Origin of the sequence: Streptomyces swartbergensis (assembly GCF_002148965.1) — a bacterium.
Taxonomy (GTDB): domain Bacteria; phylum Actinomycetota; class Actinomycetes; order Streptomycetales; family Streptomycetaceae; genus Streptomyces; species Streptomyces swartbergensis.
Map to the genome: position 1 here is coordinate 1 of NZ_NGFN01000028.1, position 23,172 is coordinate 23,172.

Consider the following 23,172-nt stretch of genomic DNA (forward strand, 5'->3'; position numbering starts at 1 on the left):
AGCCCCAGCCACGGCCCCCACTCCTCCTCCCTCTGCTGCTCCCGGCGCGCCCGGGCCCCCACGAGCGATGAGCCCGTCGAACCGCCGGAGCACGTGGCTGACGAGAAAGCGGGCCCGGCCCCGGCTCCGACCGCCTCACCGAGCGCGACCGCCGCCACCACCGGTCTTGCAGACCCCCTCGGTTCCCTCCTCCACGGCGACACTGAGGAGCAGAGTCCGCTACCCGACACGAGTCCCTCATCGATTCCCGCCGCTCCGACGCCGACGACCGCGGAACCGTCCGACGCGCCGCCGGCCGCACCCCACGCGTCACCCACCCCCGGCCATCGGACCGCCGAGCCGTCGTCCCGACCGGCGCCCACCCCAGGGGCCTCCCGCACCTGCGACATCAGCGATCTCAAGGCTCTCGAGGACACGAGCGCCGGCCGATTCACCGCCGAGTCCTGGAACATGAAGGGAAGCCGCCTCGAACTGCGTGACCTCGTCTTCGGTGGCGTGGTGACCGTGGACACGGCCGCCGGGCCCAAGCGGGTGCTCAAGTTCTCCGCGGCGGCCGTCACGATCCTCGACCTGAAGATGGCCGTACCCGTCGGCCCGCAGATCCAGCACATCGACGGAGCGCCCGGCTCGATGTCCACGCTGCGAGGCGACCGCATCACCATGTACGTCGAGAGCCTGACGGGCACCCTCTCCGGCGTCGAAGGCCTCCCCCTGCCTCCAGTCCTTCGCCTCCGTCTCACGCCCGACACCGTCCCGGAGTGGCTCTACGACACGGTCGGGAAACTCGACCTCAAGCTCCAACTCGGCTTGGACGACGCCGACATCGACCAGGCCGGACAGACAGGTGGAGAGCTCGTCATACCGGGCGTCCACGGATATGGAACGCCCCGGTGAAGCCGGGAACCTGCCGGGCTTGCGCCCGCAAACCGATCGGTTTACATTAGTGGAAACCGATCGGTTTCTCATTCTCCGGTGAGAGTCATGACCGTTTTGGTGATCCCCCTCACACACAAGGAGCCGACGAGATGCCCAGCCAAGAGTCACGTCCCACGATTCACATTCCGGGGACCACCAGCCACACCATCGCCCCGCGCGCGGTATCTGGTGGCCGCGAGGGAACGCTGCGCTACCTCAAGGCGGGGACCGGCGCCCCCCTGGTTCTGCTGCACACCGTGCGCACCCAGGCCGAGCACTTCCGTCACCTCGTCCCGCTGATCGCGGACCGGTACACCGTGTACGCCCTCGACCTGCCGGGGATGGGCTACTCCGAGATCGTGCCCGGGGCGTCGTACGACGAGCCCGCGATGCGTGCGGGCGTCCAGCGGCTGCTGACCGAACTCGACCTGAATGACGTGACGTTGGTCGGTGAGTCCATGGGTGCGGTGCTCGCCCTGACCGCCGCGGCCGATCTCCCGGAGCGGGTACGACGCGTGGTCGCGGTGAACACATACGACTTCCCCGGCGGCATCGCCAGGTCGAGCCTTCTCGCCCGTGTGGTGGTCAGCGGCGTGCTCGCGCCCGGCGTGGGCCCCGTGATCGCCGGGGTGGAGCCCAAGCCCGCCCTCCGCACGATCCTTCAAGGCGGCCTCGGCGACAAGAGCGCGCTGCGGGAGGACTACGTGGACGAGCTCCTCAAGGTGGGCAGCCGCCCCGGCTACCCGATCGTCGCCCGGGCCGTGTACCAGGCCCTGCCCAGCCTCATCGCAGCCCGCCCCCGCTACCCCGAGATCAAGGCGCCCATCCACCTCGTCTACGGCGAAAAGGACTGGTCGCGCCCCTCGGACCGGGAAGCCAACAAGCAACTGCTTCCGGCCGCCGAGTTCACACAGGTCCCCAAGGCAGGCCACTTCATCGCCCTTGAGCGCCCCGACGTGCTGTCCGACTTGTTGAACGCGGTGGCCTGACCCCCGGGACCACTGACCCAAGGAGTAGTGCATGGCGGAGATCCAGATCGAGGCCGACGTTCCGGCGCGGATGCGTGATGCACGGTGTTGCGCGCAGATGTCTACCGGCCCGGTGGTCCGGGGCCGTGGCCGGTGTTGCTGAGCCGGCTGCCGTACGGCAAGCAGATCCCCATGATGACCGTCATGCTCGATCCGCTGGCGGCTGCCCGGCGCGGGTTCATGGTGGTCATCCAGGACACCCGCGGCCGGTTCGCCTCCGAGGGGGAGTGGGAGCCGTTCACGTACGTGGAGAGCGACGGCTACGACACCGTACGGTGGGCCGCCGCCCTCCCCGGCTCCAACGGTTCGGTCGGCATGATCGGGGACAGCTACTTCGGTAACACCCAGTGGATGGCGGCGCTGTCGAAGCCGCCGGAGCTGAAGGCCATCGCGCCGATGATCACGTGGTCCGATCCGGAAGACGGGCTGTGGACGCGCGGCGGCGCGATCGAACTCGGCCTCACCGTGCCCTGGTCCCTCCTACAGGGTGCCGACACCCTGATGCGCCGTCACAGCACCGACCTCGACGGGCTCGTGAGTGGCATCACCGGGCTCGTGCAGGATTTCGACGGCCTGGCGAACGGTGGTTACGGGGAGCTGCCCGCCGGGCGGTTTCCCGCGTTCGCCCGGCACGACCTGCCCGAACTCGGCTACGAACGCTCCCGGCGGGAGCCCGAGTGGGCGGCGTCCGGCCGCGTCGCGGGCCGGCACGACGAGGTCGATCTGCCCACCTTCCAGGTCGGCGGCTGGTACGACATCTTCAGCCAGGGCACGCTCGACAACTTCACCGCCATGCGCCGCGCCGGCCGGTCCGCCACGCTGGTCATGGGCCCGTGGACCCACACCAACTGGCGGCACGTGGTCGGGGACGTCAACTTCGGTTTCGGCGCGCACTCCGACTTCATGGGCATGCGCGGGCGCTTGGCGGACATGCAATTCGACTGGTTCCGGCGCACGATCGGCGACCTACTACCCGCACCTCAGCGGCCGGATCGAGGCAGTGGAGGACGGTGTGGTGGAGAGCGTGTACACCTCCGAGCTCCTCGGGGGCCCCGTGATCAAGGCATGGAACGCCGCCCTGGCCGAAACCCAGCGAACGAAGGGTGTCCCGGCGGGCACGCCGGGCCGCCTCGCCATCCCGGTCGCGGGCGATTCCGAGGAGGCGAAGCGTGTCGCCATGCGTCTGGTGGACGACACCGGATTCGACCCCTATGACGCGGGAGCACTGGCCGACTCCTGGCGCCAGTAGCCGATGGGCCCCGGGCTGGGAGAAGGACGCCTGGGTTCGGGACATCCCCGGGAAGCGGTTTGCCGACATGGACAAGATCCAGCCGGTCAACCTCCAGGGGCGCCACGTCGCCGCCCGCGGCCCGTTGCCCGTCCCCCCGTCCGAGCAGGTCCACCCCGTCATCATCCAGGCAGGCGGCGGCAGTTACGGCCTGGAACTGGCGGCCAGAGCGCAGTCCCATCCTGGTCACCGGCGCCGCCGGCGAGATCGGCGGTGTGAGCCGAACGATGGTCGACATGCTGCTTGACCAAGGGCACCAGGTGCGCGCGTTCGTACGGCAGGACGACGAACGCGCGCACTCGCTGCGCCAGGCCGGGGCCGAGGTCTTCGTCGGTGACCTGCTCACCATCGCCGACGTGACCGCCGCGTTGAAGGGTGTCCGTCGCATCTACTTCAGCATGAGCCTGTCGCCGTACTACACCGACGCCGTCAGCCTGATGGCCGCGGCGGCGCGGGCCCAGGGCGACATCGAGGTGTTCGTCAACATCTCCGAGTACGAGCAGTCGTTCATGACGTTCGAGAAGATGACCGCGCCGGAGGAGGAACGGCGTGCGTGGCTCGGCGGGCTCATCGCCGACTGTTCGCCGCAGCAGCGGGCCCACTGGGTCGCCGAGCAGGTGCTGGAGTGGTCCGGCCTGCCGACCGTCAACCTCCGGGGGGCCATGTTCGTCGAGAACCCCCTGATGACCTGGCTGGCGCTGGAGCCACTGAGCAGGGGCGAGCTGCGCCTGCCCTTCGCCGACCACCGGCTCGCGCCCATCGCCGGTTACGACGTGGCGAAGCTGTGTGTGAAGATCCTGACCGACCCGGAGCCGCACATCTCGAAGTCCTACGACCTCAACGGTCCGGAACTGAAGGACATGCACGGGTTCGCGGAGGACTACGCGGCCGTACTGGGACGCCCGGTCACCTACGTCCCCGAAGACGTCGAAACCTGGAACGAGACCTACATCGACCCCGCCCTGGCCGCGATCCCGCACACAGCGGAACACCTCAAGACCCTGACCCGGCTGATGGGCGGCGGCGGATGCCGAGGCACCACCGACCAGCTGGAAGCCCTGCTCGGACGCCCCCCCCGAAGACCGTGCGCTGGGCGCTGGAGAACCACCCGCGCATCCGGAAGCTGGCGGCCGCCTGAGCCACTGAGCGGTTCGCAACAGAACCGGAACGCCACGCGGGAGACCTCGTCCTGAGAACTCCCGCGTGGCGGGGGCCTCTGGTGAACATGGCACGGCTTGGCCGCAGCTCTGACGGCCCCTCCGAAGGTCCCGCCGCAGCCCGAACTGAACCGCCCGTCACCGAAAATCAGCAGGAAACCTAAATCCGCTGTTTCCGGCGCATCACACTAGCCGGAGGTCTCCGCATTGGTTGGGGTGGACCTGGAGCCGCTTGCGGAGGTCGATCTCCTCGGGGGCGAGCGGGTTCTCGGGATGCGGGCGGGCTTGTGCCGTAGCGGCAGATTGTCGTCCGGCGTGGGCCCGGCTTCGGTGAGGGCGCGGTGGAGGGAGGCGGCCGAGGAGAACCTGCCCGCGTTCTTGCCGGCCTTGACGGTGCGACCTCAGTTACTAGAAGGAAGCGGGAGCAGTGTCGCCGGTCGTGCGCCTGTTCATGTGACGGGTGGGCTGCAGCACGGACAGGCGCAACCACGAGCTTTCCCTCCTGTTGACGGTGACGAGCCGCGTTGATCAGACCGCTGGCCACCACGAGCCCAACCGGGGTGCAGGCGCCGACCGTTATCAAGTCGGCCACGTCCGCCTCCGGCTCCCACACTTTGAAGACACGGACACTGGGGCGCTTGCCACTTGGAAACCGATCGGTGTACCGTGAGTGAAACTGATCGGTTTCCAAAAAAGCTCATCCTCGCGGGCCGCCAGTGCAGCGTCAGCAGGCGCCGTTGATCGCCAAGCTGGTGCAGACATCAGTCCCGAACGAGCCGCGCCCATCGCTTACCGATCGCGTGCGTACTCAACCTCTGGAGTCAAAAGCCATGTCTTCTCACGCCACCTCCACCATCTTCGTCATCGGTGGCACAGGGGCTCAAGGAATGCCCATCGTCCGCGCTCTTGTCGCCGACAAGAAGTACTCCGTCCGAGTCCTTACCCGCGACTCCAACTCCCCCCGAGCCCAGGCCCTCCTCGCGCTCGGCAACGTCTCCCTCCTCGAAGGGTCGTTCGCCGACGAAGATGTGCTGCGGGAAGGGTTTCGCGGCTGTGACGGGGCTTTCGTCAACATCGACGGGTTCAATACCGGCGAGAAAACCGAGACCTACTGGGCCATCCGCACCTACGAGATGGCGATTGAGGCAGGAATCAAGTTCTTCGTCTACGGAAACCTCGACTACGCCCTCAAAAAGTCAGGCTACGACTCCAGGTTCCGCACCGGCCACTATGACGGCAAGGGCCGCATGGCCGAATGGGTACTGTTCCAGAATGAAAAGAACAGCGACAGGATGGGGGCAGCGGTCTTCACTTCGGGCCCCTACATCGAGATGGTGCTCTCACCGCTCACACCCATGCAGCCCAGCGTCGAGGACGGCGTCGTCACGTGGCGAGTCCCTCTCGGCGACGGAGCCGTTCCCCACGTGGCTCTCGAAGACTGCGGATACTACGTTCGCTGGCTCTTCGACCACCCGGAGCGCTCTAATGGAATGGACCTTGAAGTCGCTATCGAGCACATGACCTACGCCGACATGGCTGCGGCGTTCGAGAAGGTCACCGGGCATCCGGCGCAGTACATCGACACTGACCTGGACGCGTATTGGAGCAGTCCGGACCTGGTGGGGCTTGTCGATGCCCCTGCCGGATATAATGCCGATCCCAACGACAAAAGCACCATGAGTTTCCGCGACAACTTCACGGGCTTCTGGAACGTGTGGAAGTACGGAATCATCACCAGGGATTACGCTCTGCTCGACGAAATTCATCCCAACAGGATCAAGAGCGCTGAGGAGTGGTTCCGTCGAGAAGACCAGGCGGGAAGGGACTCCGGCAAGGGAAGTCTCTGGGAGAGGGTCCAGCCGGAGAACTGGAGCATCGACTCCGCGGTCCTCAAAAGCAGCGCGGATTTCAGGACGGGCAAGTTGTAAACGGTTGGTGGGGGTGGTGTCGGCGTACACCTGAACGTAGTCGGGTTGCCCGGGGTGCGTTCGATTCCCCCGGGCAACCCGGCCAGAGAACCCCTGTGCCCCGAGGATCTCGGCTTGGTCGGCCAGGGAGAGTCCGGGGCCGTCACACCGAAGGGAAGACCGCCCCTGGTGGCCGCCTGCCGATGGACACCGACCGGGGGCGGCGTGTCCTACACCCACACCGGGATGTACGGCATGTTCGCCCTGCAGGCCGCCGCCCAGGGTGCTCGGTGTGGACATCGGCTTCGCGCAGGGCGTCGGGCCGCGTTCGAAAGTGCCGCGCGTCGGTGGTCTTCGCCGGTTCCCGGCCGTTACACCATCGGCTTTCGTGTTTGCTCTCGACGGTTTTCTTGCAGGTCGCGTGGGCGTCCTGCTTCACGAAGTGAGCAAGGACGAGCACGCCGTCGATGTCCACGGTCACCTGGCCGTCGGCGGCCGGACTGCTCGCTGGTGGAGACGGTCCGCAAGACGGCCCTGTACGACGCCACCGACCTCGACCTGAAGGCGTTCAAGAAGGCCGGCGGCAAGCTGATCCTCTGACACGGCCTCGGTGATCAGCACATCACGGCGGTCGGCACCATGGCGTACTACAAGGCCGTGCAGAAGGCGATGGGCGGCGCCGCGACGACCAACGGGTTCGCCCGGCTCTTCCAGGACATCGGGGCGGGCCTCCAGGGCGCTGTTGTCGACACGCCGCAGTCCTTGACCAGGCGCACTCCACCGACTGCCGGGGTGGGGTCGGCCGGGTCGTAACGGTAATGGTCGGGTGCCGACTCCTCGGGCTGATCTGCGGAGAGCGCGCCGTGGGCACCGAGATGGAACCGCCGTGCCGAGTAGCCGCTCGGCGGCCAGGACTCGAAGTCGCGCCAGGTGTCCTCGCCCATCACGTACAGCCGGACCGGCGCGCGGTGGGGCGGCTCCTCACCGCGAGCGTGGGCGAGGCCGAACTCCACGGCGGCGTGGTCCTGAACAGCGCCCTCGCCGCAATCGACCAGGCCCTGTGGGACATCGCGGGCAAGACCCATGGCGTCCCGGTCCACCAGCTCCTCGGCGGCCACGTGCGCGACCGGGTGCGCGTCTACGGCTGGGTCGGCGGTGAAACCCCCGAGGAACTGGCCGAGTCGGCGGCCGGGCAGGTCGCCAAGGGCATGACGGCCGTCAAGCTGAACCCCTGCGGCCAACTGGAGCCGCTCGCCACGCCCGCCGCGATCAACGCCATCGTGGACGGGGTGACCGCGGTTCGCGAGGCCATCGGGCCGGAGCGCGACCTGGCGCTGGACTTCCACGGCCGGTTCAGCCGGGCGATGTCCCGCCGCGTCCTCCCCCTCCTGGAGCCGCTCCTGCCGCTCTTCGTCGAAGAGCCCGTACTGCCGGAGTTCTCCCAGGACCTCGGCGCCGTGGTGCGCTCCACCTCCATCCCCATCGCCACCGGCGAACGGCTCTACTCCCGCTGGGACTTCCGCTCGGTGCTCTCCGACGGCATCGCCGTGGCACAGCCCGACATCAGCCACGCCGGCGGAATCTCCGAGACCCGCCGGATCGCCGCGATGGCCGAGACCTACGACGTCCTGGTGGCCCCGCACTGCCCGCTCGGCCCGATCGCCCTCGCGGCCAGCCTGCAACTCGACTTCGCCATCCCCAACTTCCTCATCCAGGAACAGGCACTCGGCATCGGCTACGGCGACAGCAGCGGACTGCTGGACTACCTCGCCGACACCACGCCCTTCACGTTCCGCGACGGCTACATCGACCGCCCGACCGCGCCCGGCCTCGGCATCACCATCGACGAGGACGCGGTGCGGGCCGCCGCCGAACGCGGCCACCGCTGGCGCAACCCGGTCTGGCGCAACACGGACGGCTCACTGGCCTCCTGGTAGCCCGTGGCAGGGCCCGGCCGGACGGTCGCGTCCTGCGATCGCCCGGCCCCTGGCGCGTCCACCCACCGACAAGGTGGGCCGCCTGCTCCGTCGGCGCCGGGCATGAAGGTGGTAGTGCGGCCGGCGGCGTCCCACCCGTACGCCTACGCCGCGACATGCGCCGTGTCCGCCGGCCGCGGCTACGTTTTCCTCGGCACCGCCACCGCAGCAGCCCTGATCATCTGGCTCCGCACATGATCGCCCGACAATTCCTAAGCCGGGAGGGAGAAGCCCTCGGGCGGCGCGCCCTCGACGAACAGCATCCCCACCCGGACCTTGCCCTCTCGTATCTCCCGGGCCCGCTGGTACTCGGGGGAGTCGTACCACTGCCGGATCCGGTCCATATCGGGAAACTCGATGACCACGAGCCGGGAGGAATCCCAGGTGCCTTCGACGGGCTCGGGAGTGGGGCCCGCGATCAGGTAACGGCCGCCGTGGCTGAGGATGGACTTCTGGGCCACGTGTGCGTAGGCCAGGCCGGCCTCCTCGTCGAGCAGATCGACGTTGACGATGACGTAAGCGGGCATGGGCGTCCCCGTTTCCTTTGGACACGGCGTGTACTTCTGTCACGCCGGAGACTACGCATCGCTCGCTGAGGCGGTGCAGACCGCCGGCCACGCCGTGCCCGGCAGCGACCCCAGCGGCAGGCTGCCGGCGTGGGGCCGGCCCCTGCGAGAATGGGCGCGCGTGCTGCCTGGCTTCGCTCTTGATCGCCCGGACGGAACGGTCCGCTGACCTGCGGATATAGCTGATTGGTGATGGCGGGCGGGGACTTGCCTTGGGACACTGTCGCCCGCCCGTCGATCGCGCGCGGAGGCGGCTGCGGGGCGTCCTTCGGCCCCTGCGGCCCCTGGGGAGCCGCTTGTGCGGCAGCTTCTTGGCACCTGGCGGCTCATTGGACGTTCGGTGGCGGCTGGACGAATGCCGGCCGGCGGACAGCGGGAGTGGTTTGTTCGTGCCGAAAGGGCTTCTCGGACTAGTTCGGTTCTGTGACGGCGACATAGACGGTGTTGGCCGAGGTACCGCCTTGCAGAGGGTTGTCGAAGTCGACGACATGGGCCGCTGCCTGTGCGAAGACCTCGCTGAGTGCGGAGGCGAACTGCTCGTCGGGCGGGTCGTTCGACCACAGGGCGAAGACACCGCCCGGGTGGAGGTGGTCGGCGAGAGCGCGGAGCCCGGCGGGCTGGTAGAGCGCCGCGTGCCGAGGGTGGAGCACATGGCGTGGTGAGTGGTCGACGTCCAGCAGGACGGCGTGGAAGCGGCGGCCCGGTTGCTGCGGGTCCAGACCGCTGGGGTCGGCGACCAGCGCGAAGAAGTCGCCGTGCACCAGGCGGCAGCGGGCGTCCGACGTCAGCCGGGCCCCGAGCGGTACCAGGCCCCGCTGGTGCCAGTCGATGACTTCGGCGAGCGCGTCGATCACGGTCAGTGAGCGCACCCGGGGATCGTCCAGGGCTGCCTGGGCGGTGTAGCCCAGCCCGAGTCCGCCGACGGCGACGTCCAGGTCAGCGTCCGGCAGCCTGGCGAGCGCGAGTTCCGCGAGCGCGATCTCGCCGGTGGTGAAGAGGCTGGACATCAGGAACTCGTCACCGAGCTTCACCTCGTACACCTCGTCGCCCGAGACAGGGTGGCGGCGCCGACGCAGACTGATCTCGCCCATCGGTGTCGGTTGCCAGTCGATCTCCTCGAAACGCAGACCCATCCGTTCACCCTTCCGGGAGATGATCAGCGGCGCCGGGGCGCCGACCGTGGCCCCAGGCTACGACGAACGCCGTGGTCAACGGCGGCACCAAGACTCTTCCCACCGCGCCGTCCCCTCTTGCGGAGCAGGCGCGTTGCTGGGCTCGGCAGGCGCCTGGCCGGGCGTGCCGCGACGCCGCCGGTGCAGGACAGCGCCCCCGGTCAGCACAGCGGCGAGGAGGGCGGCGACGGCTCCGGGGCCGATGTGTCCAGCGTGTCGGCGGGATGCGTTGGATCATGCCGGCGCCATTGATGACCGGGCCGGGTCCTGGTTGGGGGAAAGGCCTTGCTCTGGCTGCACATTCGGCGTTCTTCGCCTCAGCATCACCTGGACTCCCGCTGTTCACCGGGGCTTTTCACACTCTGCACGTCCCAAGCCACGTATGCGTCTGCCCCTCACGGGAGTTGAACATGAGCCACGGCCATAGACACGACCACGGCCACCACCATCACCACGGGAGCGAGGACGCCTCGTCTCTGCCTCTGGCTCTTGATACGTCCATTCCCGACGAGGAGTTGACGCCGAGCCAGCTGTCGCGGCGGTCCATGCTGCGGCGCACCGGCCTTCTCGGAGCGGGGCTTGCGGCGGGCAGCGTGCTCGGTGGCGCGGGGGAGGCAGCCGCGTCGACCGGCCAGACACCCGCAGCGCACGGCTCACGTTCCGGCGGGTACCTGTGGCTGGCCGGCGACCACCACATCCACACCCAGTACAGCAACGACGGCAAGTACCGCGTCGTCGACCAGGTCCGCCATGGTGCCCGGTACGGCATGGACTGGCTGGTGATCACCGACCACGGCAACGCCACCCACTCCAGGATCGGCGTGGAGAAGGTCAACCCGGACATCATCGAGGCGCGGGCCGCGTACGAGGACACCCTCGTCTTCCAGGGCCTGGAGTGGAACATCCCCGGCGCCGAGCACGGCACGGTCTTCGTGCACCCCGGCAAGAACGAGGTCTCCGTCCTCAAGCAGTTCGAGACCGACTACGACGGCAGCGTCAAGGACGCCGGCGCCTCGACGCCCGCCAACGAGGCGCTCGCCATCGCGGGCCTGAACTTCCTCGCCGAGCAGATCCAGCGCCGCAAGGTCAAGGACGCGCTGATGCTCGCCAACCACCCGGCACGGCGCGGTGTCGACTCCCCGCACGAGATACGGGCCTGGCGCGACGCCACCGACCCGAAGCACCGGATCGCCGTCGGCATGGAGGGCGCGCCCGGGCACCAGGCCGCGGGCATCCCCGCGCCGCTCGGGATGGGCCGGGCCCGCGGCATCTACGACAACAACCCCAGCGCCAACTCCTTCGCCGGCTACCCGCTGGAGAGTTACCGCACGTGGGGCGGCTTCGACTGGATGACCTCCACCGTCGGCGGCCTCTGGGACAGCCTCCTCGCCGAGGGCAAACCGTGGTGGATCACCGCCAACTCCGACTCCCACCAGGTCTACGCCGACACCGCGGTGCGCGGCGGCCCGGACAGCGACTACACCGCCAACGGCAAGCACACCGACCCGGTCTACAGCGGCAAGATCGACCTCACCCAGGGGGATTACTGGCCGGGCTACTACAGCCGTACCCACGTCGGTGCGACCTCCTTCTCGTACAAGGCGGTCATGGAAGGCATCCGCGCCGGCCGAGTCTGGGTGGACCACGGCGGCCTCATCAGCGGTCTGGGCGCCCAGTTGCGCTCCGGCAGCCGCGCGGTGACCCTGGGCGGTGCGCTGCACGTGCGCCGCGGCAGCAACGTCGACCTCGTCGTCGAGATCAGCCTCGCCAACGGGCCCAACTGGGCGCAGTTCGTGCCCACCTTGGCCCGCGTGGACGTCATCCAGGGCGATGTGACCGGGCCCGTGTCCGACAAGGACGCGTTCACCACGCCGGACACGAAGGTCGTCAAGTCATTCGAGGTGAACAAGTCCACCGGAACCGTCCGCCTGACCTACTCCCTGGGCCGCGTGGAAAAGCCGGTGTACGTGCGGCTGCGCGGCACCGACGGCAACCGCACCGCCGTCGGCCCGATGGGCGCCGCGGTCGATCCGGCCGGGCCTGCCCTCGACGTCGTCGGCGACGCCGACCCGTGGAAGGACCTGTGGTTCTACTCCAACCCCATGTGGGTCCTGCCCGCATGACCGCACCGCACGATGTGCCCGGCGTCCACACCGTCATCGGGCTGGACGCCGGGATCGCGAACCTGCGCGACGCCGACCACCTGATCCACCATCTGATGGGCAGTCTCGGCCTCCCGGCGGGCACCATCGCCTGCACCCACCTGATCCGCACCGACGCACACCGGGGCACGGCCGTTTCCCTCGCCCTGCCCGACGCCGACGTGGCCGAGGTGACGTGGGCACGCCTCGCCGAACGGGCGGGGCCGACGGAGGGCGCTGTCCTGAAAGAGCGCGGATACGGCCCCGACCAAGCCGCCCACACGGCAGCACTGGCCGCCGAGGAACACGCCCACCGGCAAGGCGGGCGGGCCGTGGTCTATCCCGGCGCCGACCGCCTCACCGGCATCGTCACCGTGACCGACGTGCTCGCCCTGACCGCCATCGACCGGATCACCGTGGTCGGGCAGCCGTCGACGGACGGCCAAGGACCCGATCCCGCCACCCCCGTGCTCACCCGGGACCATGTACGACCGGAGTGGCGGGACGGTCAGCTCACCCTCGCCCTGGTCCCCGCCCCGGTGGCGCACTCGCCCCGTTCGAGGTGCCCAACCCCACACCCTGCTGCGCCGATCACGCCTGACCGCCCTCCCCTGCCGGGCACCCGGCAGGGGAGGCCTCCTGCGGCGCCGGCCAAGAACCCGCGCTCTGCCGCGCGCCCGTCGGTTCTAGCCGAGCCAGGCCTTGACCTTGTCGGGGTTCGCCTCGATCCACTTCTTCGCCGCTGCCTCCGGTGTCATCTTGTCGAGCGCGATGTACCTGGCGACGGTGTTCTGGTCGTCGTTGGTCCACGTGAACTTCTTCACCAGCTCGTAGGCCGGGCTGCCCGACTTGGCGAACTTCGTGCTGACGATCTTGTCGAGGTCGAACACGGGATAGTCGCAGGCGACCTTCGCCCTGTCCGCGTCGCAGCCTTCCGTGTGCTCGGGCAGGTCGATCTTGACCAGAGGCACCTCGGACAGGAACCACTGCGGCTCGTAGAAGTAGCCGATCACCCACTTCTTGTTCTTCTCGGCGTCCCGGAACGCCTGGATCAGCGCGGTCTCGCTGCCCGCGTACACCACCTTGAAGTCCAGCTTGAGGTTCTTCACCAGAGCCTCGTCGTTGGTCTGGTACGACGGGTCGCCGTCGAGGAGCTGGCCCTTGCTGCCCGACTCGGAGGTCTTGAAGTGCGTGGCGTACTGGTTGAGGTTCCTCCAGTTGGTGATGTCCGGGTGCTTCTTCGCGATCCACGGTGGGATGCCAGCCGATGATGCCCTTGTTGCCGGTCGAGCCGAGGCTCACGGCGGTCTTCCGCTGGTCGACGTACTTCTTTTTCAGGTCCTCGTGGCCCCAGTTCTCCAGGATGGCGTCGACCTCGCCCGTCTCGAAGCCCTGCCAGCCGATCTCCGCCTTCAGGTCCTTCGTGACGACCTTGCAGCCGAGTTCGTTCTCCGCGACGTACTTGACGACCGCCGCGTCGGCCTCGTAGCCCACCCACGGGTTGACCGCGAGGTTGAAGGTGCCGCACTTGCCCGGGCCTGCGTCGGCCCCGGCGGAGTCCTCGCCGATCTTCGCCCCGCCGCAGGCGGTCAGAGTGAGAGCGAGTACGGCCATCCCGGCCGCACCGGAACGGCATTGTCCTGCTTGCTGTGCCATGGTCGTGCTCCTTGTGCACTGGGCGTCTCGCGCCGTTGTGCGAGTGAGGGAGTCGAAAGAGGTCACGTCATGTCCAGAGCGCACCGGAACCCGACGTTGCCGGTTGCCGAGTCCGGGTAGAGGCCCTGTCGTGCGGCGACCCGGTACCGGCGGCAGTAGGAGGCGTGGCAGAGATAGGAGCCGCCCTTGGCGACGCGTTCCTGTCGGCCGGGGGAGGGGGAGAACGAGTCCTCGCACCATTCCCAGACGTTGCCGGTGGTGTTGTGCAGGCCGAAGCCGTTGGGCTCATAGGCGTCGACGGGGCAGGTGCCGTACCAGCCGTCGGCCGTCGGGTGGCGGTCGGGGAAGTCGCCCTGCCACACGTTCATCCGGGGACGGCCGCCCGGCTCGAACTCGTCGCCCCAGGGGAACACTTTCGCGTGCAGCCCTCCTCGGGCGGCGCGCTCCCATTCCGCCTCGGTGGGCAGGCGCTTGCCGGCCCAGGCGGCGTACCCGCGGGCGTCGTCCCAGTCGATGTGGACGAGGGGATGATCCGGCCGGTCCTCCCAGGTGGAATGCGGTCCGTCGGGATGGCGCCAGTCGGCGCCCTCGACCTGCCGCCACCAGGGTGCCGCCGCCACTGCCCGGGTGGGCGGGAAGTCGTCCGGGAGCAGCCCGGCGAAGACGAACGACCAGCCGATGCGCTCGGCCGAGGTGCGGTGGCCGGTGTCAGTGGCGAAGCGCGCGAACTGGGCGTTGGACACCGTGCAGGCGTCGATCCAGAAGGCGTCGACGTGCACCGTGCGCACCGGGCTTTCCCCGTCGGCCGGGTAGGAGAGCGCGTCCTGGCTGCCCATGAGGAACCGGCCGGTGGGGACGGCCACCATGCCCTCGGTGGCCGTCGGGCGGCGGACTGTGGTGTGCCGGGGTGCCGGTGGCCCTTCCGCTCCCCGGCCGGCGGACGGTGCGCAGCAGTTCACTGTGCCCCCATGACGCGCCGGTGCAGTCCGCCGTCGAACTCGGACGGCTCGGCACTCGGGGCGTCCAGGTCGATGCGCACCGTGTGAATGGTCCCGGTGAACTCGTTGTCGAGGACGGGATAGTCGTCGCTCACCGGTGTGCTCAGATCCACTCCGACGTCGAGTGTCTCGTCGAAGGAGAAGTAGTACGGGATGGTCTGCGCGACCCGCCCGGTGGCGTGCTTCTCACCGTCGACCAGGAGCACGGCGGTGCCGCCCCTGCCGAGTCCTCCGCCGTCGTAGTCGAACACGAGTCGTACCTCGTGTCGTCCCGGCACCAAGGGCTCGCCGCCGCGCACGGTGTACAGGTTCATGCCGAAGTAGTTGTAGGCGTAGGCCGGCCTGCCCTCGGTGAAGTACAGGGTCCAGCCGCCGAACCGGCCGCCCTGCGCGATGATCACGCCCTCGGCCGTCGTCTCCGGCAGGTCGACGTCGGCCGTGATGCTGTGCGAGCGGTTCTTGACGTTGAGTGTGGTCTCCTCGGTGAACCGCCGCATTCCCGCGCGGTAGGTGACGGAGGCGCGGTCGCCGAGCAGATCGATACGGCCGGCCATGGCGGGGTTCTCGCGCTCTGTGACCCGGTCGTCCAGGGGGAAGACCTGGTACTTCGCCGCCTCGATCAGAAACAGGTCCTGCAACCGGCGCAACTTCTCGGGGTGTTCGGCGGCCAGGTCGTGCGCCTGACTCCAGTCCTTGCTCAGGTCGTAGAGCTCCCACACGTCGTCGGTGAACCTGCGGTCGTTGTCCGGCACCATCTCCCAGGGGATGCCGTGCCGGGTGACCGCCATCCAGCCGTCGTGGTAGATGCCCCGGTTGCCGCACATCTCGAAGTACTGGGTACGGCGATGCTCGGGCGCGTCGGGATCAGCGAGCGTCTGTCGCATGCTCGTGCCCTCGATGGGCTGCTGCGGGACGCCGTCCACGCTGAAGGGCGCCGGAATTCCCACGCAGTCCAGGATCGTCGGCAGGACGTCGATCACATGCGAGAACTGGTGCCGCAGCCCGCCCCGCTCGGAGACCCCCCGCGGCCAGTGCAGGATCATGCCGTCGCGGGTGCCACCGAAGTGCGAGGCCACCTGCTTGGTCCACTGGTAGGGCGTGTTCAGCGCCAGCGCCCATCCCGCCGGGGCGATCGGGTAGCTGAGCGGGCCGCCGATCTCGTCGATGTGGTCGATCATCTCGTCCGGGTCGTCCACCACGCCGTGCCCCAGCCGGTGCTCGACGATCGTCCCTTCGAGGCCCCCCTCGCCCGAGGCGCCGTTGTCACCCAGGATGTAGAGGAACAGGGTGTCGTCCAGCTCACCGAGTTCCTCCAGCGCGTCGACGAACCTGCCGACCTGTACGTCGGCGTGCTCGGTGAACCCCGCGAACGTCTCCATGAACCTGGCCGACAGCCGACGCTGGTTGTCGGTGAGTTCGTCCCAGTGGGGAACGTCCGCGGCCCACGGGGCGAGTTCCGTCTCCGGGCGCACGACGCCGAGTTCCTTCTGCCGTTCGAGGGTCACCTCGCGCTGCCGGTCCCAACCGTGGTCGAACCTTCCGCGGTACTTCTCCTGCCATTCGGGGCTTACATGCAGCGGCGCGTGCGCGGCGCCGAGCGCGAGGTAGGTGAAGAACGGCCGGTCGGGCGTCAGTGTGCGCTGGGTGCGCACCCAGTCGATGGCGTGGTCGACGAGGTCCTCGGACAGGTGGTAGCCGTCCTCCGGCCGGCGATCCGGCTCGACCGGAGTGGTGCCTTGGTACAGCAGCGGGTACCAGTGGTTCATCTCGGCGCCCATGAACCCGTAGAAGGTGTCGAATCCCTCCCCGGTGGGCCAGCGGTCGAACGGCCCGACCGGGCTGATCTCTCGGGGCGGGGTCTGGTGCCATTTGCCGAAAGCGGCCGTGCTGTAGCCGTTGCCCTGCAGGGTCTGGGCCAGTGTCGCCGCGCTGCGCGGCCGGAACCCGTTGTACCCGGGGGCCGCGGTGGTCATCTCGGTGGTGCCGCCCATGCCGACGGAGTGGTGGTTGCGCCCCGTCAGCAGGGCCTGCCGGGTGGGCGAGCACAGGGCCGTGACGTGAAACCGGGTGTAGCGCAGCCCGTGGTCCGCGAGTTGTTCCGCGGCCGGCATCTCGCACGGTCCGCCGAACGCGCTGGAGGTGCCGAACCCGAGGTCGTCGATGAGCACGAGCACCACGTTCGGTGCGCCCGCGGGCGGAGGGACCGGGCCGACGGGGGTGAAGGCGGTCTCTTGGTCGTGGACATCCATCGCGGTCGTCAGGGGGCGACGGACGTCGGGCCGCGGAAGTATGTGCCGCCCGGCGGCGAACTCAGTCATGTGTTTCTCCGATTCGGTGCCCGGCGAGGAAATGTCACACCGTCTTGTCGCGGCCGAATTGCAGGCGTAATGCGGCTGTACTTCAGCGGCCCCGAAATGCCCCCGGTCTGCGATGCAGTAAAAGTGTCAGCCGCCGCCGAGGTCGGTCAACAAGGCTTCCCGATTTTGGTGAACCGGTTTTGAATGAGAGCAATAGAAAGCTTCTATACCGCAGGGCGCTGGGTCCGATAGAACGCTTCTATGGAACGTCGCCAAGTCGAGTACTTCCTCGCCGTAGCCGCGCACCGGAGCTTCACCGGCGCCGCCCACACCCTGCGCGTGGCGCAGCCGTCGCTGTCGCACGCGATCCGGCTGCTCGAGCGGGAACTGGGCACCCCTCTCTTCCACCGGCTTGGCCGTGGAGTCATGCTGACTTCGGCGGGGGAGGCGTTGGTGGAGCCTGCCCGGCAGATCGTGCGCGATCTGGAGACCGCCCGGTCGGTGGTGCGCACCATCGCCGGACTGGCAGGCGGCACGCTGGACATCGTCGCGCCGACGACGCTGGCGGTCGATCCGCTGGCGGACCTCGCCGGGGCGTTCCGCCGGCGCCATCCCGCGATCGACATCGTCATCGTCGAGCCACCGAACGCAGCCGCGGTCGCGGACGTGGTGCGGACCGGCGAGTGCGAGTTGGGGCTGGCCGATGTGAGGACGCACGGCAAGGCCGTCGAGACCCTGGAGCTGTGTCGGCAGGAGGTTCTGGCGGTGGTGCCACGGTCCGACCGCTATCCCCAGGTCGGACCGGTGGCGCTCGGTGAGGTGGCCCGGATGGACCTGGTGGCGACCGCGCGAGGTACCGCGCCCCGGGCGCTGATGGATCAGGCGCTGGGCGGGGAGGGACGCAGTCCACGCATCGCGGTGGAGACGGTTCACCAGGCGGCGGTCGTCCCCTTGGTGCTGGCCGGAGCGGGGGCGACGCTCCTCCCGCGCTCTCTCGCCGAGGAGGCGGCTCGGCGCGGCGCGGTTGCGCTGGTGACCCGTCCGCGCCTGGTCCGGCCGGTCTGGCTGATGTGCCGGCGTGGGCCGCTCTCGCCCGCCGCCCAGGCGTTCATCGAGGTGGCCCGCGAGGTCTTCGCGCGCCCGGTGGCAGCGTCACCGGAGGACGAACGACAAGCACCAGCGCCGACTGCGCACGTCGATGAGCCTTGACCCCTGGTCCGCACTCCAGGATGCTGTGTTGCGAAGCATGAGATGTGTGCCGTAATGAGCAACGTCTGATTCGGACTCGTACCAGTCGAGGAGTGGCCATGGCTCACCAGGTCCGTGCTGTCGTCGCGCGGGGCAAGGGCGCACCCGTGAATCTGGAGACAATCGTCGTTCCCGACCCCGGCCCGGGTGAGGCGCTGGTGAAGGTCGAGGCCTGCGGGGTCTGCCACACCGATCTGCACTACCGCGAGGGCGGCATCAACGACGACTTCCCCTTCCTCCTGGGGCACGAGGCCGCGGGCGTCGTGGAGGCGGTGGGGGAGGGTGTCACCGACGTCACCCCTGGCGACTTCGTCATCCTCAACTGGCGCGCGGTGTGCGGCCAGTGCCGGGCCTGCCTGCGCGGACGGCCCTGGTACTGCTTCAGCACCCACAACGCCAAGCAGAAGATGACCCTGACCGACGGCACCGAACTGTCGCCGGCCCTGGGTATCGGCGCGTTCGCGGAGAAGACGCTGGTGGCGGCAGGCCAGTGCACCAAGGTCGACCGGGCCGCGTCGGCGGCCGCCGCCGGACTGCTCGGCTGCGGAGTGATGGCGGGCATCGGCGCCGCCATCAACACCGGAAACGTCGGCCGGGGCGACACGGTCGCCGTCATCGGCTGCGGCGGCGTCGGGGCCGCGGCGGTCGTCGGGGCCGACCTGGCGGGCGCAGCGAAGATCATCGCGGTGGACATCGACGACGCCAAGCTGGCCACCGCGAGGAAGCTGGGGGCCACCCACGCCGTCAATTCCAAGGAGACGGACGCGGTCGAGGCGATCCGCGAGCTGACCGGCGGCTTCGGTGCGGACGTCGTCATCGAGGCCGTCGGCCGTCCGGAGACGTACAAGCAGGCCTTCTACGCCCGCGACCTCGCCGGCACGGTCGTCCTGGTCGGCGTGCCCACCCCCGAGATGAAGCTCGAACTGCCGCTGCTGGACGTGTTCGGGCGCGGCGGCGCGCTGAAGTCCTCCTGGTACGGCGACTGCCTGCCCTCCCGCGACTTCCCGATGCTCATCGACCTCTACCTCCAGGGCCGACTGGATCTGGACACCTTCGTCACGGAGACCATCGCGCTGGACGAGGTCGAGAAGGCCTTCGAGCGGATGCACGGCGGCGATGTCCTGCGCTCGGTGGTGGTCCTCTGATGGCGGGCGCCCGCATCGAACACCTCGTCACCTCGGGGACGTTCTCCCTGGACGGCGGCACCTGGGACGTCGACAACAACGTCTGGATCGTCGGCGACGACAGCGAGGCCGTCGTCGTCGACGCCGCACATGACGCCGAGGCCATCGCCCGGGCGGTCGGCGGGCGCACCCTGCGGGCCATCGTGTGCACGCACGCCCACAACGACCACATCGACGCCGCGCCCGAACTGGCGGCGCGCACGGGTGCCCCGATCCTCCTCCACCCGGACGACCTGCCGCTGTGGAAGCAGACCCACCCGGACCGGCTGCCGGACGGGGAACTGGCCGACGGTCGGGTGCTCGCTCTGGCAGGCATCGAGCTGACCGTGCTCCACACCCCGGGGCACGCCCCGGGTGCCGTCTGTCTGTACGCGCCCGCCCTCACCGCCCTCTTCAGCGGCGACACGCTCTTCGCGGGCGGACCGGGGGCGACGGGAAGGTCGTACAGCCACTTCCCGACGATCATCGACTCGATCCGGGACCGGCTGCTGACGCTGCCGGGCGACACCGTCGTGCATACCGGACACGGGGAGACGACCACGATCGCGGCCGAGGCGCCGCACGTCCAGGAGTGGCTCGACCGGGGGTTCTGACCGCCGTCCGTCGTACAGCGCACGCCCGCTCTCGGCCACACTGGCCGATGAGGCGGGCGTGCGTGCGTCGCATCCTGTCCCGCCTCGTTCCCTCATGCGCTTTGAGTTGTGTGATGTGCAACCTAGAGGGGGCGCTCAATCGGCCGTCTGAACGCCTTGACAAGGGTTTCGGGGCAACCTCAGACTGATGTTGCGCTTACCGCAATCCGTTTCGCTATACGCACCGAGGTGGTCATGATGATTCCCGCGTGCCCTCTGGCGGATCTCCCGCGAGGAGAGGCCTTCCGGCTCGAGATCGACCCGCCGGTCTCGGTGTTCCACACCGAAGACGGTGAGCTCTTCGCCATCGACGACACGTGCACCCACCAGGACGCCTCGCTCGCCGACGGCTGGGTGGAGGGCTGCTGGGTCGAATGCCCGCTGCATGCCTCGAAGTTCAACCTGAAGACCGGTGCCGTCGACGCCCCGCCGGCCAAGCGCCCGGTCCGGACCCATGAGGTCCTCGTCGAGGACGGCATGATCTACGTGCGGCTGTCCGCGGCCACTCCCAACCTGCCACCCTGCGTCGCAACCAAGCTCGCCGGGGTTCTCGCGTGAGGACGGTCGCTGTGGTGGGCGCGTCGCTGGCCGGTCTTTCAGCGGCGCGCTCACTGCGCAAGCAGGGCTACGACGGGCGGCTGGTCGTCATCGGAGACGAGCTCCACCGTCCCTACGACAGGCCGCCGCTGTCCAAGGAGTTCCTGGCCGGCACCGTCGACGAGGCGGAGCTCGCGCTGGAGGTGGACGGCGAGGATCTCCAGGCGGAGTGGCTGCTCGGCGTCCGGGCCACCGGACTCGACCGTACGGACCGTGCCGTCCGGCTCGCCGACGGCCGGGAGGTCCGCGTCGACGGCCTCGTCATCGCGACCGGCGCCGCCGCGCGCACTCTGCCCGGCTCCGAAGGGCTGTCCGGGGTGCACGTCGTGCGCACACTGGACGACGCCCGTGCCCTGCGGGCCGAACTTGCCCAGGGCGGACGGCTGGTGGTGATCGGCGGTGGGTTCATCGGCGCCGAGGTCGCCTCCACCGCGCGTGTCCTCGGGCTCGACGTGGCGGTGGTCGAGGCGGCCCGGACGCCGCTCGCCGGACCACTCGGCGAGAGCATGGGCGCCATGGTCTCCGCGCTCCACGCGGATCACGGGGTGCGGCTGTTGTGCGGCGTGGGGGTGAAAGGGCTGAGCGGTGAGCGCCGGGTGGACGCCGTCCTGCTGGAGGACGGCCGCGGCATCCCGGCCGACATCGTCGTGGTCGGTGTGGGCGCACGGCCGTGCGTCGAGTGGCTGGCAGGATCCGGCGTCGAACTCGACAACGGGGTCAAGTGCGGTGCGGACGGCCGTACCGGTCTGGCCGGCGTGGTCGCCGTGGGCGACTGCGCCAACTGGTACGACCCCCGTGCGGGGGCACATCGGCGGGTCGAGCACTGGACCGGCGCACGGGAGCGCCCCGACGCCGCGGTCGCCACGCTGCTGGCGGGCGGCGCGACGGAGCCGGGAGTGCCCCGGCCGCCGTACTTCTGGTCCGACCAGTACGGCGTGAAGATCCAGTTCGCGGGGCACGCGGCAGGCGCCGACAGCGTGGCGGTCGAGGAAGGCTCCCCGGACGACCGCAACGTCCTCGCCGTCTACCGGCGCGCAGGTCAGCCGGTCGCGGTCCTCGGTATGAACCAGCCACGGCTGTTCACCCGCTGGCGCAAAGAGCTCGGCCGCACGACATCTTGACACCGCCGCTGAGGCATCCCATGCTGCGGTTGCACATGGCACGCAGCGTTGCTTCATACACAACGCCGTCCGGAGTCGCTCTTCCCGGCGCGTGAGTGAACCGATCCACGACGTTTCCCGAGGAGTGCACCGTGACCTCGACCAGCCTGCCGGACAGTCTGATCGCCACCCTCCCCGGCACTTCCTACACCGATCCCGCGATCTTCGCACAGGAGCAGGAGTGCATCTTCGAGACCATGTGGTTCTGCGTCGCGCGCTCGTCGGAGCTGACGAAGCCCGGTGCCTTCCGGACCGTTGACGTGGGCCGCGAAAGCATCCTGGTCACCCGCGCGAGGGACAACAGCATCCGTGCGTACTTCAACGTGTGCCGGCACCGCGGAGCGCGGCTCTGCACGGAGGCGGCCGGCGAGGTCAAGCGGGCCTTCCAGTGCCCGTACCACGCCTGGACGTACGGCCTGGACGGCAAGCTCGTCGCCGCGCCCAACCTCACCAAGATGCCCGACGTCGGCCGCACCGAGTACGGCCTGACGCCGGTGGCCACCCGTGAATGGCTCGGCTATGTCTGGGTCTGCCTGGCCGAGAACCCGCCCTCCTTCGAGGAGGACGTCATCGGGGAGGTCGTCACCCGCCTCGGCGACGCCGAGGCGATCGAGCGCTACGGCATGGAGAGCCTCTCGGTCGGCAGCCGGATCACCTACGACGTGAAGGCGAACTGGAAGCTCATCATCGAGAACTTCATGGAGTGCTACCACTGCGCCACGATCCACCCCGAACTCACCGAAGTGCTCCCCGAGTTCGCGGACGGCTTCGCCGCCCAGTACTACGTCGGCCACGGTGCCGAGTTCGGCGAGGAGGTCCAGGGTTTCACCGTGGACGGCAGCGCGGGCCTCGACCGCATTCCGGGCGTCGCCGAGGACCAGGACCGCCGCTACTACGCGATCACCGTCAAGCCGCAGGTGTTCATCAACCTCGTCCCCGACCACGTCATCTTCCACCGCATGTACCCCGTGGCCGTCGACCGCACGATCGTGGAGTGCGACTGGCTGTACATGCCGCACGTAGTCGACAGCGGCAGGGACGTCAGCCGGTCCGTGGAACTCTTCGACCGGGTCAACAGGCAGGACTTCGACGCCTGCGAGCGCACACAGCCAGGGATGAGTTCGAGGATGTACGCCAAGGGGGGCGTCCTCGTGCCCAGTGAGCACCACATCGGTGCCTTCCACGACTGGGTGCACGAGCGCCTGGGCACGCACCAGTCGCAGTAGCGGATCCCGCGTGCGCGGCCCGAC

At 69.0% G+C, this 23,172-nt stretch carries 20 protein-coding genes and 2 pseudogenes; 15 read left to right on the top strand and 7 right to left on the bottom strand.

Annotation, left to right across the window (positions count from 1 at the left end; translation table 11 throughout):
• Positions 1-450 precede the first annotated feature (450 nt).
• From CA983_RS07315 to CA983_RS47695, 7 genes and pseudogenes are all read left to right on the top strand, one after another.
• Positions 451-894: a hypothetical protein gene (locus tag CA983_RS07315; RefSeq protein ID WP_086600057.1), complete on the top strand. Its 444-nt coding sequence runs from the start codon at positions 451-453 to the stop codon at positions 892-894.
• A 131-nt stretch (positions 895-1,025) separates the two neighbouring features.
• Complete coding sequence (locus CA983_RS07320; protein ID WP_086600058.1) at positions 1,026-1,904, top strand: alpha/beta fold hydrolase; 879 nt, start codon at positions 1,026-1,028, stop codon at positions 1,902-1,904.
• 84 nt (positions 1,905-1,988) lie between these two features.
• The gene (locus CA983_RS07325) at positions 1,989-3,158 is read left to right on the top strand and encodes a CocE/NonD family hydrolase (RefSeq protein WP_244206715.1); all 1,170 of its coding nucleotides are present in this window, start codon (positions 1,989-1,991) and stop codon (positions 3,156-3,158) included.
• A 300-nt stretch (positions 3,159-3,458) separates the two neighbouring features.
• Entirely contained in the window at positions 3,459-4,424 is a 966-nt protein-coding gene (locus tag CA983_RS07340) for an NAD(P)H-binding protein (RefSeq protein ID WP_483027212.1), read from the top strand.
• Between the two features lie 794 nt (positions 4,425-5,218).
• Entirely contained in the window at positions 5,219-6,316 is a 1,098-nt protein-coding gene (locus CA983_RS07345; protein ID WP_086600059.1) for an NmrA family NAD(P)-binding protein, read from the top strand.
• A 54-nt stretch (positions 6,317-6,370) separates the two neighbouring features.
• Positions 6,371-6,517, top strand: a pseudogene (locus CA983_RS49410) (hypothetical protein); the annotation flags it as partial.
• A 288-nt stretch (positions 6,518-6,805) separates the two neighbouring features.
• On the top strand, positions 6,806-6,895 hold the full coding sequence (locus CA983_RS47695; RefSeq protein WP_244206719.1) for a tannase/feruloyl esterase family alpha/beta hydrolase: 90 nt from the start codon (positions 6,806-6,808) through the stop codon (positions 6,893-6,895).
• 47 nt (positions 6,896-6,942) lie between these two features.
• Here the strand turns inward: CA983_RS47695 and CA983_RS07350 are convergent, their stop codons facing one another.
• Positions 6,943-7,308, bottom strand: a complete 366-nt coding sequence (locus CA983_RS07350) for a CocE/NonD family hydrolase C-terminal non-catalytic domain-containing protein (RefSeq protein WP_208636912.1) — start codon at positions 7,306-7,308, stop codon at positions 6,943-6,945.
• On the opposite strand from CA983_RS07350, the gene dgoD reads away from it, so the two are divergent.
• Positions 7,288-8,232, top strand: coding sequence for a galactonate dehydratase (gene dgoD / locus CA983_RS07355; protein ID WP_244206721.1), 945 nt, complete (start codon positions 7,288-7,290; stop codon positions 8,230-8,232). The two genes, CA983_RS07350 and dgoD, sit on opposite strands and share 21 nt — an antisense overlap.
• A 251-nt stretch (positions 8,233-8,483) precedes the next feature.
• Here the strand turns inward: dgoD and CA983_RS07360 are convergent, their stop codons facing one another.
• Positions 8,484-8,798, bottom strand: a complete 315-nt coding sequence (locus CA983_RS07360) for a DUF1330 domain-containing protein (protein WP_086600060.1) — start codon at positions 8,796-8,798, stop codon at positions 8,484-8,486.
• 449 nt (positions 8,799-9,247) lie between these two features.
• On the bottom strand, positions 9,248-9,970 hold the full coding sequence (locus CA983_RS07370; protein ID WP_086600062.1) for a polyamine aminopropyltransferase: 723 nt from the start codon (positions 9,968-9,970) through the stop codon (positions 9,248-9,250).
• 449 nt (positions 9,971-10,419) lie between these two features.
• Between CA983_RS07370 and CA983_RS07375 the strand changes: the two genes are divergently transcribed.
• Complete coding sequence (locus CA983_RS07375; RefSeq protein ID WP_086600063.1) at positions 10,420-12,132, top strand: PHP domain-containing protein; 1,713 nt, start codon at positions 10,420-10,422, stop codon at positions 12,130-12,132.
• On the opposite strand, the gene CA983_RS49140 is transcribed toward CA983_RS07375, so the two are convergent.
• From CA983_RS49140 to CA983_RS07395, 4 genes and pseudogenes are all read right to left on the bottom strand, one after another.
• Positions 12,099-12,596, bottom strand: a complete 498-nt coding sequence (locus CA983_RS49140; RefSeq protein ID WP_158101845.1) for a hypothetical protein — start codon at positions 12,594-12,596, stop codon at positions 12,099-12,101. The two genes, CA983_RS07375 and CA983_RS49140, sit on opposite strands and share 34 nt — an antisense overlap.
• Before the next feature lie 240 nt (positions 12,597-12,836).
• A pseudogene (locus CA983_RS07385) lies at positions 12,837-13,806 on the bottom strand (ABC transporter substrate-binding protein).
• Between the two features lie 62 nt (positions 13,807-13,868).
• Entirely contained in the window at positions 13,869-14,672 is an 804-nt protein-coding gene (locus CA983_RS07390; protein WP_086600064.1) for a formylglycine-generating enzyme family protein, read from the bottom strand.
• Between the two features lie 89 nt (positions 14,673-14,761).
• Positions 14,762-17,122 (bottom strand): arylsulfatase, encoded by a 2,361-nt coding sequence (locus tag CA983_RS07395; RefSeq protein WP_086600065.1) that lies wholly within the window; start codon positions 17,120-17,122, stop codon positions 14,762-14,764.
• Positions 17,123-17,362: 240 nt separating this feature from the next.
• Between CA983_RS07395 and CA983_RS07400 the strand changes: the two genes are divergently transcribed.
• From CA983_RS07400 to CA983_RS07425, 6 genes are all read left to right on the top strand, one after another.
• Positions 17,363-18,310: a LysR family transcriptional regulator gene (locus CA983_RS07400; RefSeq protein ID WP_086600066.1), complete on the top strand. Its 948-nt coding sequence runs from the start codon at positions 17,363-17,365 to the stop codon at positions 18,308-18,310.
• Positions 18,311-18,408: 98 nt separating this feature from the next.
• The gene (locus CA983_RS07405) at positions 18,409-19,494 is read left to right on the top strand and encodes an S-(hydroxymethyl)mycothiol dehydrogenase (RefSeq protein ID WP_086600067.1); all 1,086 of its coding nucleotides are present in this window, start codon (positions 18,409-18,411) and stop codon (positions 19,492-19,494) included.
• On the top strand, positions 19,494-20,126 hold the full coding sequence (locus CA983_RS07410; protein ID WP_086600068.1) for an MBL fold metallo-hydrolase: 633 nt from the start codon (positions 19,494-19,496) through the stop codon (positions 20,124-20,126). Before CA983_RS07405 ends, CA983_RS07410 begins: the two co-directional genes overlap by 1 nt.
• 234 nt (positions 20,127-20,360) lie before the next feature.
• Positions 20,361-20,723 carry a bifunctional 3-phenylpropionate/cinnamic acid dioxygenase ferredoxin subunit gene (locus tag CA983_RS07415; protein ID WP_086600069.1) on the top strand — a complete coding sequence of 121 codons (363 nt, stop codon included), beginning with the start codon at positions 20,361-20,363 and terminating at the stop codon, positions 20,721-20,723.
• Positions 20,720-21,883 (top strand): NAD(P)/FAD-dependent oxidoreductase, encoded by a 1,164-nt coding sequence (locus tag CA983_RS07420; RefSeq protein WP_086600070.1) that lies wholly within the window; start codon positions 20,720-20,722, stop codon positions 21,881-21,883. Before CA983_RS07415 ends, CA983_RS07420 begins: the two co-directional genes overlap by 4 nt.
• Positions 21,884-22,014: 131 nt before the next feature.
• On the top strand, positions 22,015-23,148 hold the full coding sequence (locus CA983_RS07425; RefSeq protein ID WP_086600071.1) for an aromatic ring-hydroxylating oxygenase subunit alpha: 1,134 nt from the start codon (positions 22,015-22,017) through the stop codon (positions 23,146-23,148).
• Positions 23,149-23,172 lie beyond the last annotated feature (24 nt).

Coding starts and splice junctions, on each gene's coding strand:
- CA983_RS07400 (WP_086600066.1), top strand. CDS start 17,363: ATGGAACGTCGCCAAGTCGAGTACTTCCTCGCCGTAGCCGCGCACCGG.
- CA983_RS07405 (WP_086600067.1), top strand. CDS start 18,409: ATGGCTCACCAGGTCCGTGCTGTCGTCGCGCGGGGCAAGGGCGCACCC.
- CA983_RS07360 (WP_086600060.1), bottom strand. CDS start 8,798: ATGCCCGCTTACGTCATCGTCAACGTCGATCTGCTCGACGAGGAGGCC.
- CA983_RS07370 (WP_086600062.1), bottom strand. CDS start 9,970: ATGGGTCTGCGTTTCGAGGAGATCGACTGGCAACCGACACCGATGGGC.
- CA983_RS07345 (WP_086600059.1), top strand. CDS start 5,219: ATGTCTTCTCACGCCACCTCCACCATCTTCGTCATCGGTGGCACAGGG.
- CA983_RS07320 (WP_086600058.1), top strand. CDS start 1,026: ATGCCCAGCCAAGAGTCACGTCCCACGATTCACATTCCGGGGACCACC.
- CA983_RS07375 (WP_086600063.1), top strand. CDS start 10,420: ATGAGCCACGGCCATAGACACGACCACGGCCACCACCATCACCACGGG.
- CA983_RS07410 (WP_086600068.1), top strand. CDS start 19,494: ATGGCGGGCGCCCGCATCGAACACCTCGTCACCTCGGGGACGTTCTCC.
- CA983_RS07390 (WP_086600064.1), bottom strand. CDS start 14,672: ATGGTGGCCGTCCCCACCGGCCGGTTCCTCATGGGCAGCCAGGACGCG.
- CA983_RS07395 (WP_086600065.1), bottom strand. CDS start 17,122: ATGACTGAGTTCGCCGCCGGGCGGCACATACTTCCGCGGCCCGACGTC.
- CA983_RS07315 (WP_086600057.1), top strand. CDS start 451: ATGAAGGGAAGCCGCCTCGAACTGCGTGACCTCGTCTTCGGTGGCGTG.
- CA983_RS07415 (WP_086600069.1), top strand. CDS start 20,361: ATGATGATTCCCGCGTGCCCTCTGGCGGATCTCCCGCGAGGAGAGGCC.
- CA983_RS07340 (WP_483027212.1), top strand. CDS start 3,459: ATGGTCGACATGCTGCTTGACCAAGGGCACCAGGTGCGCGCGTTCGTA.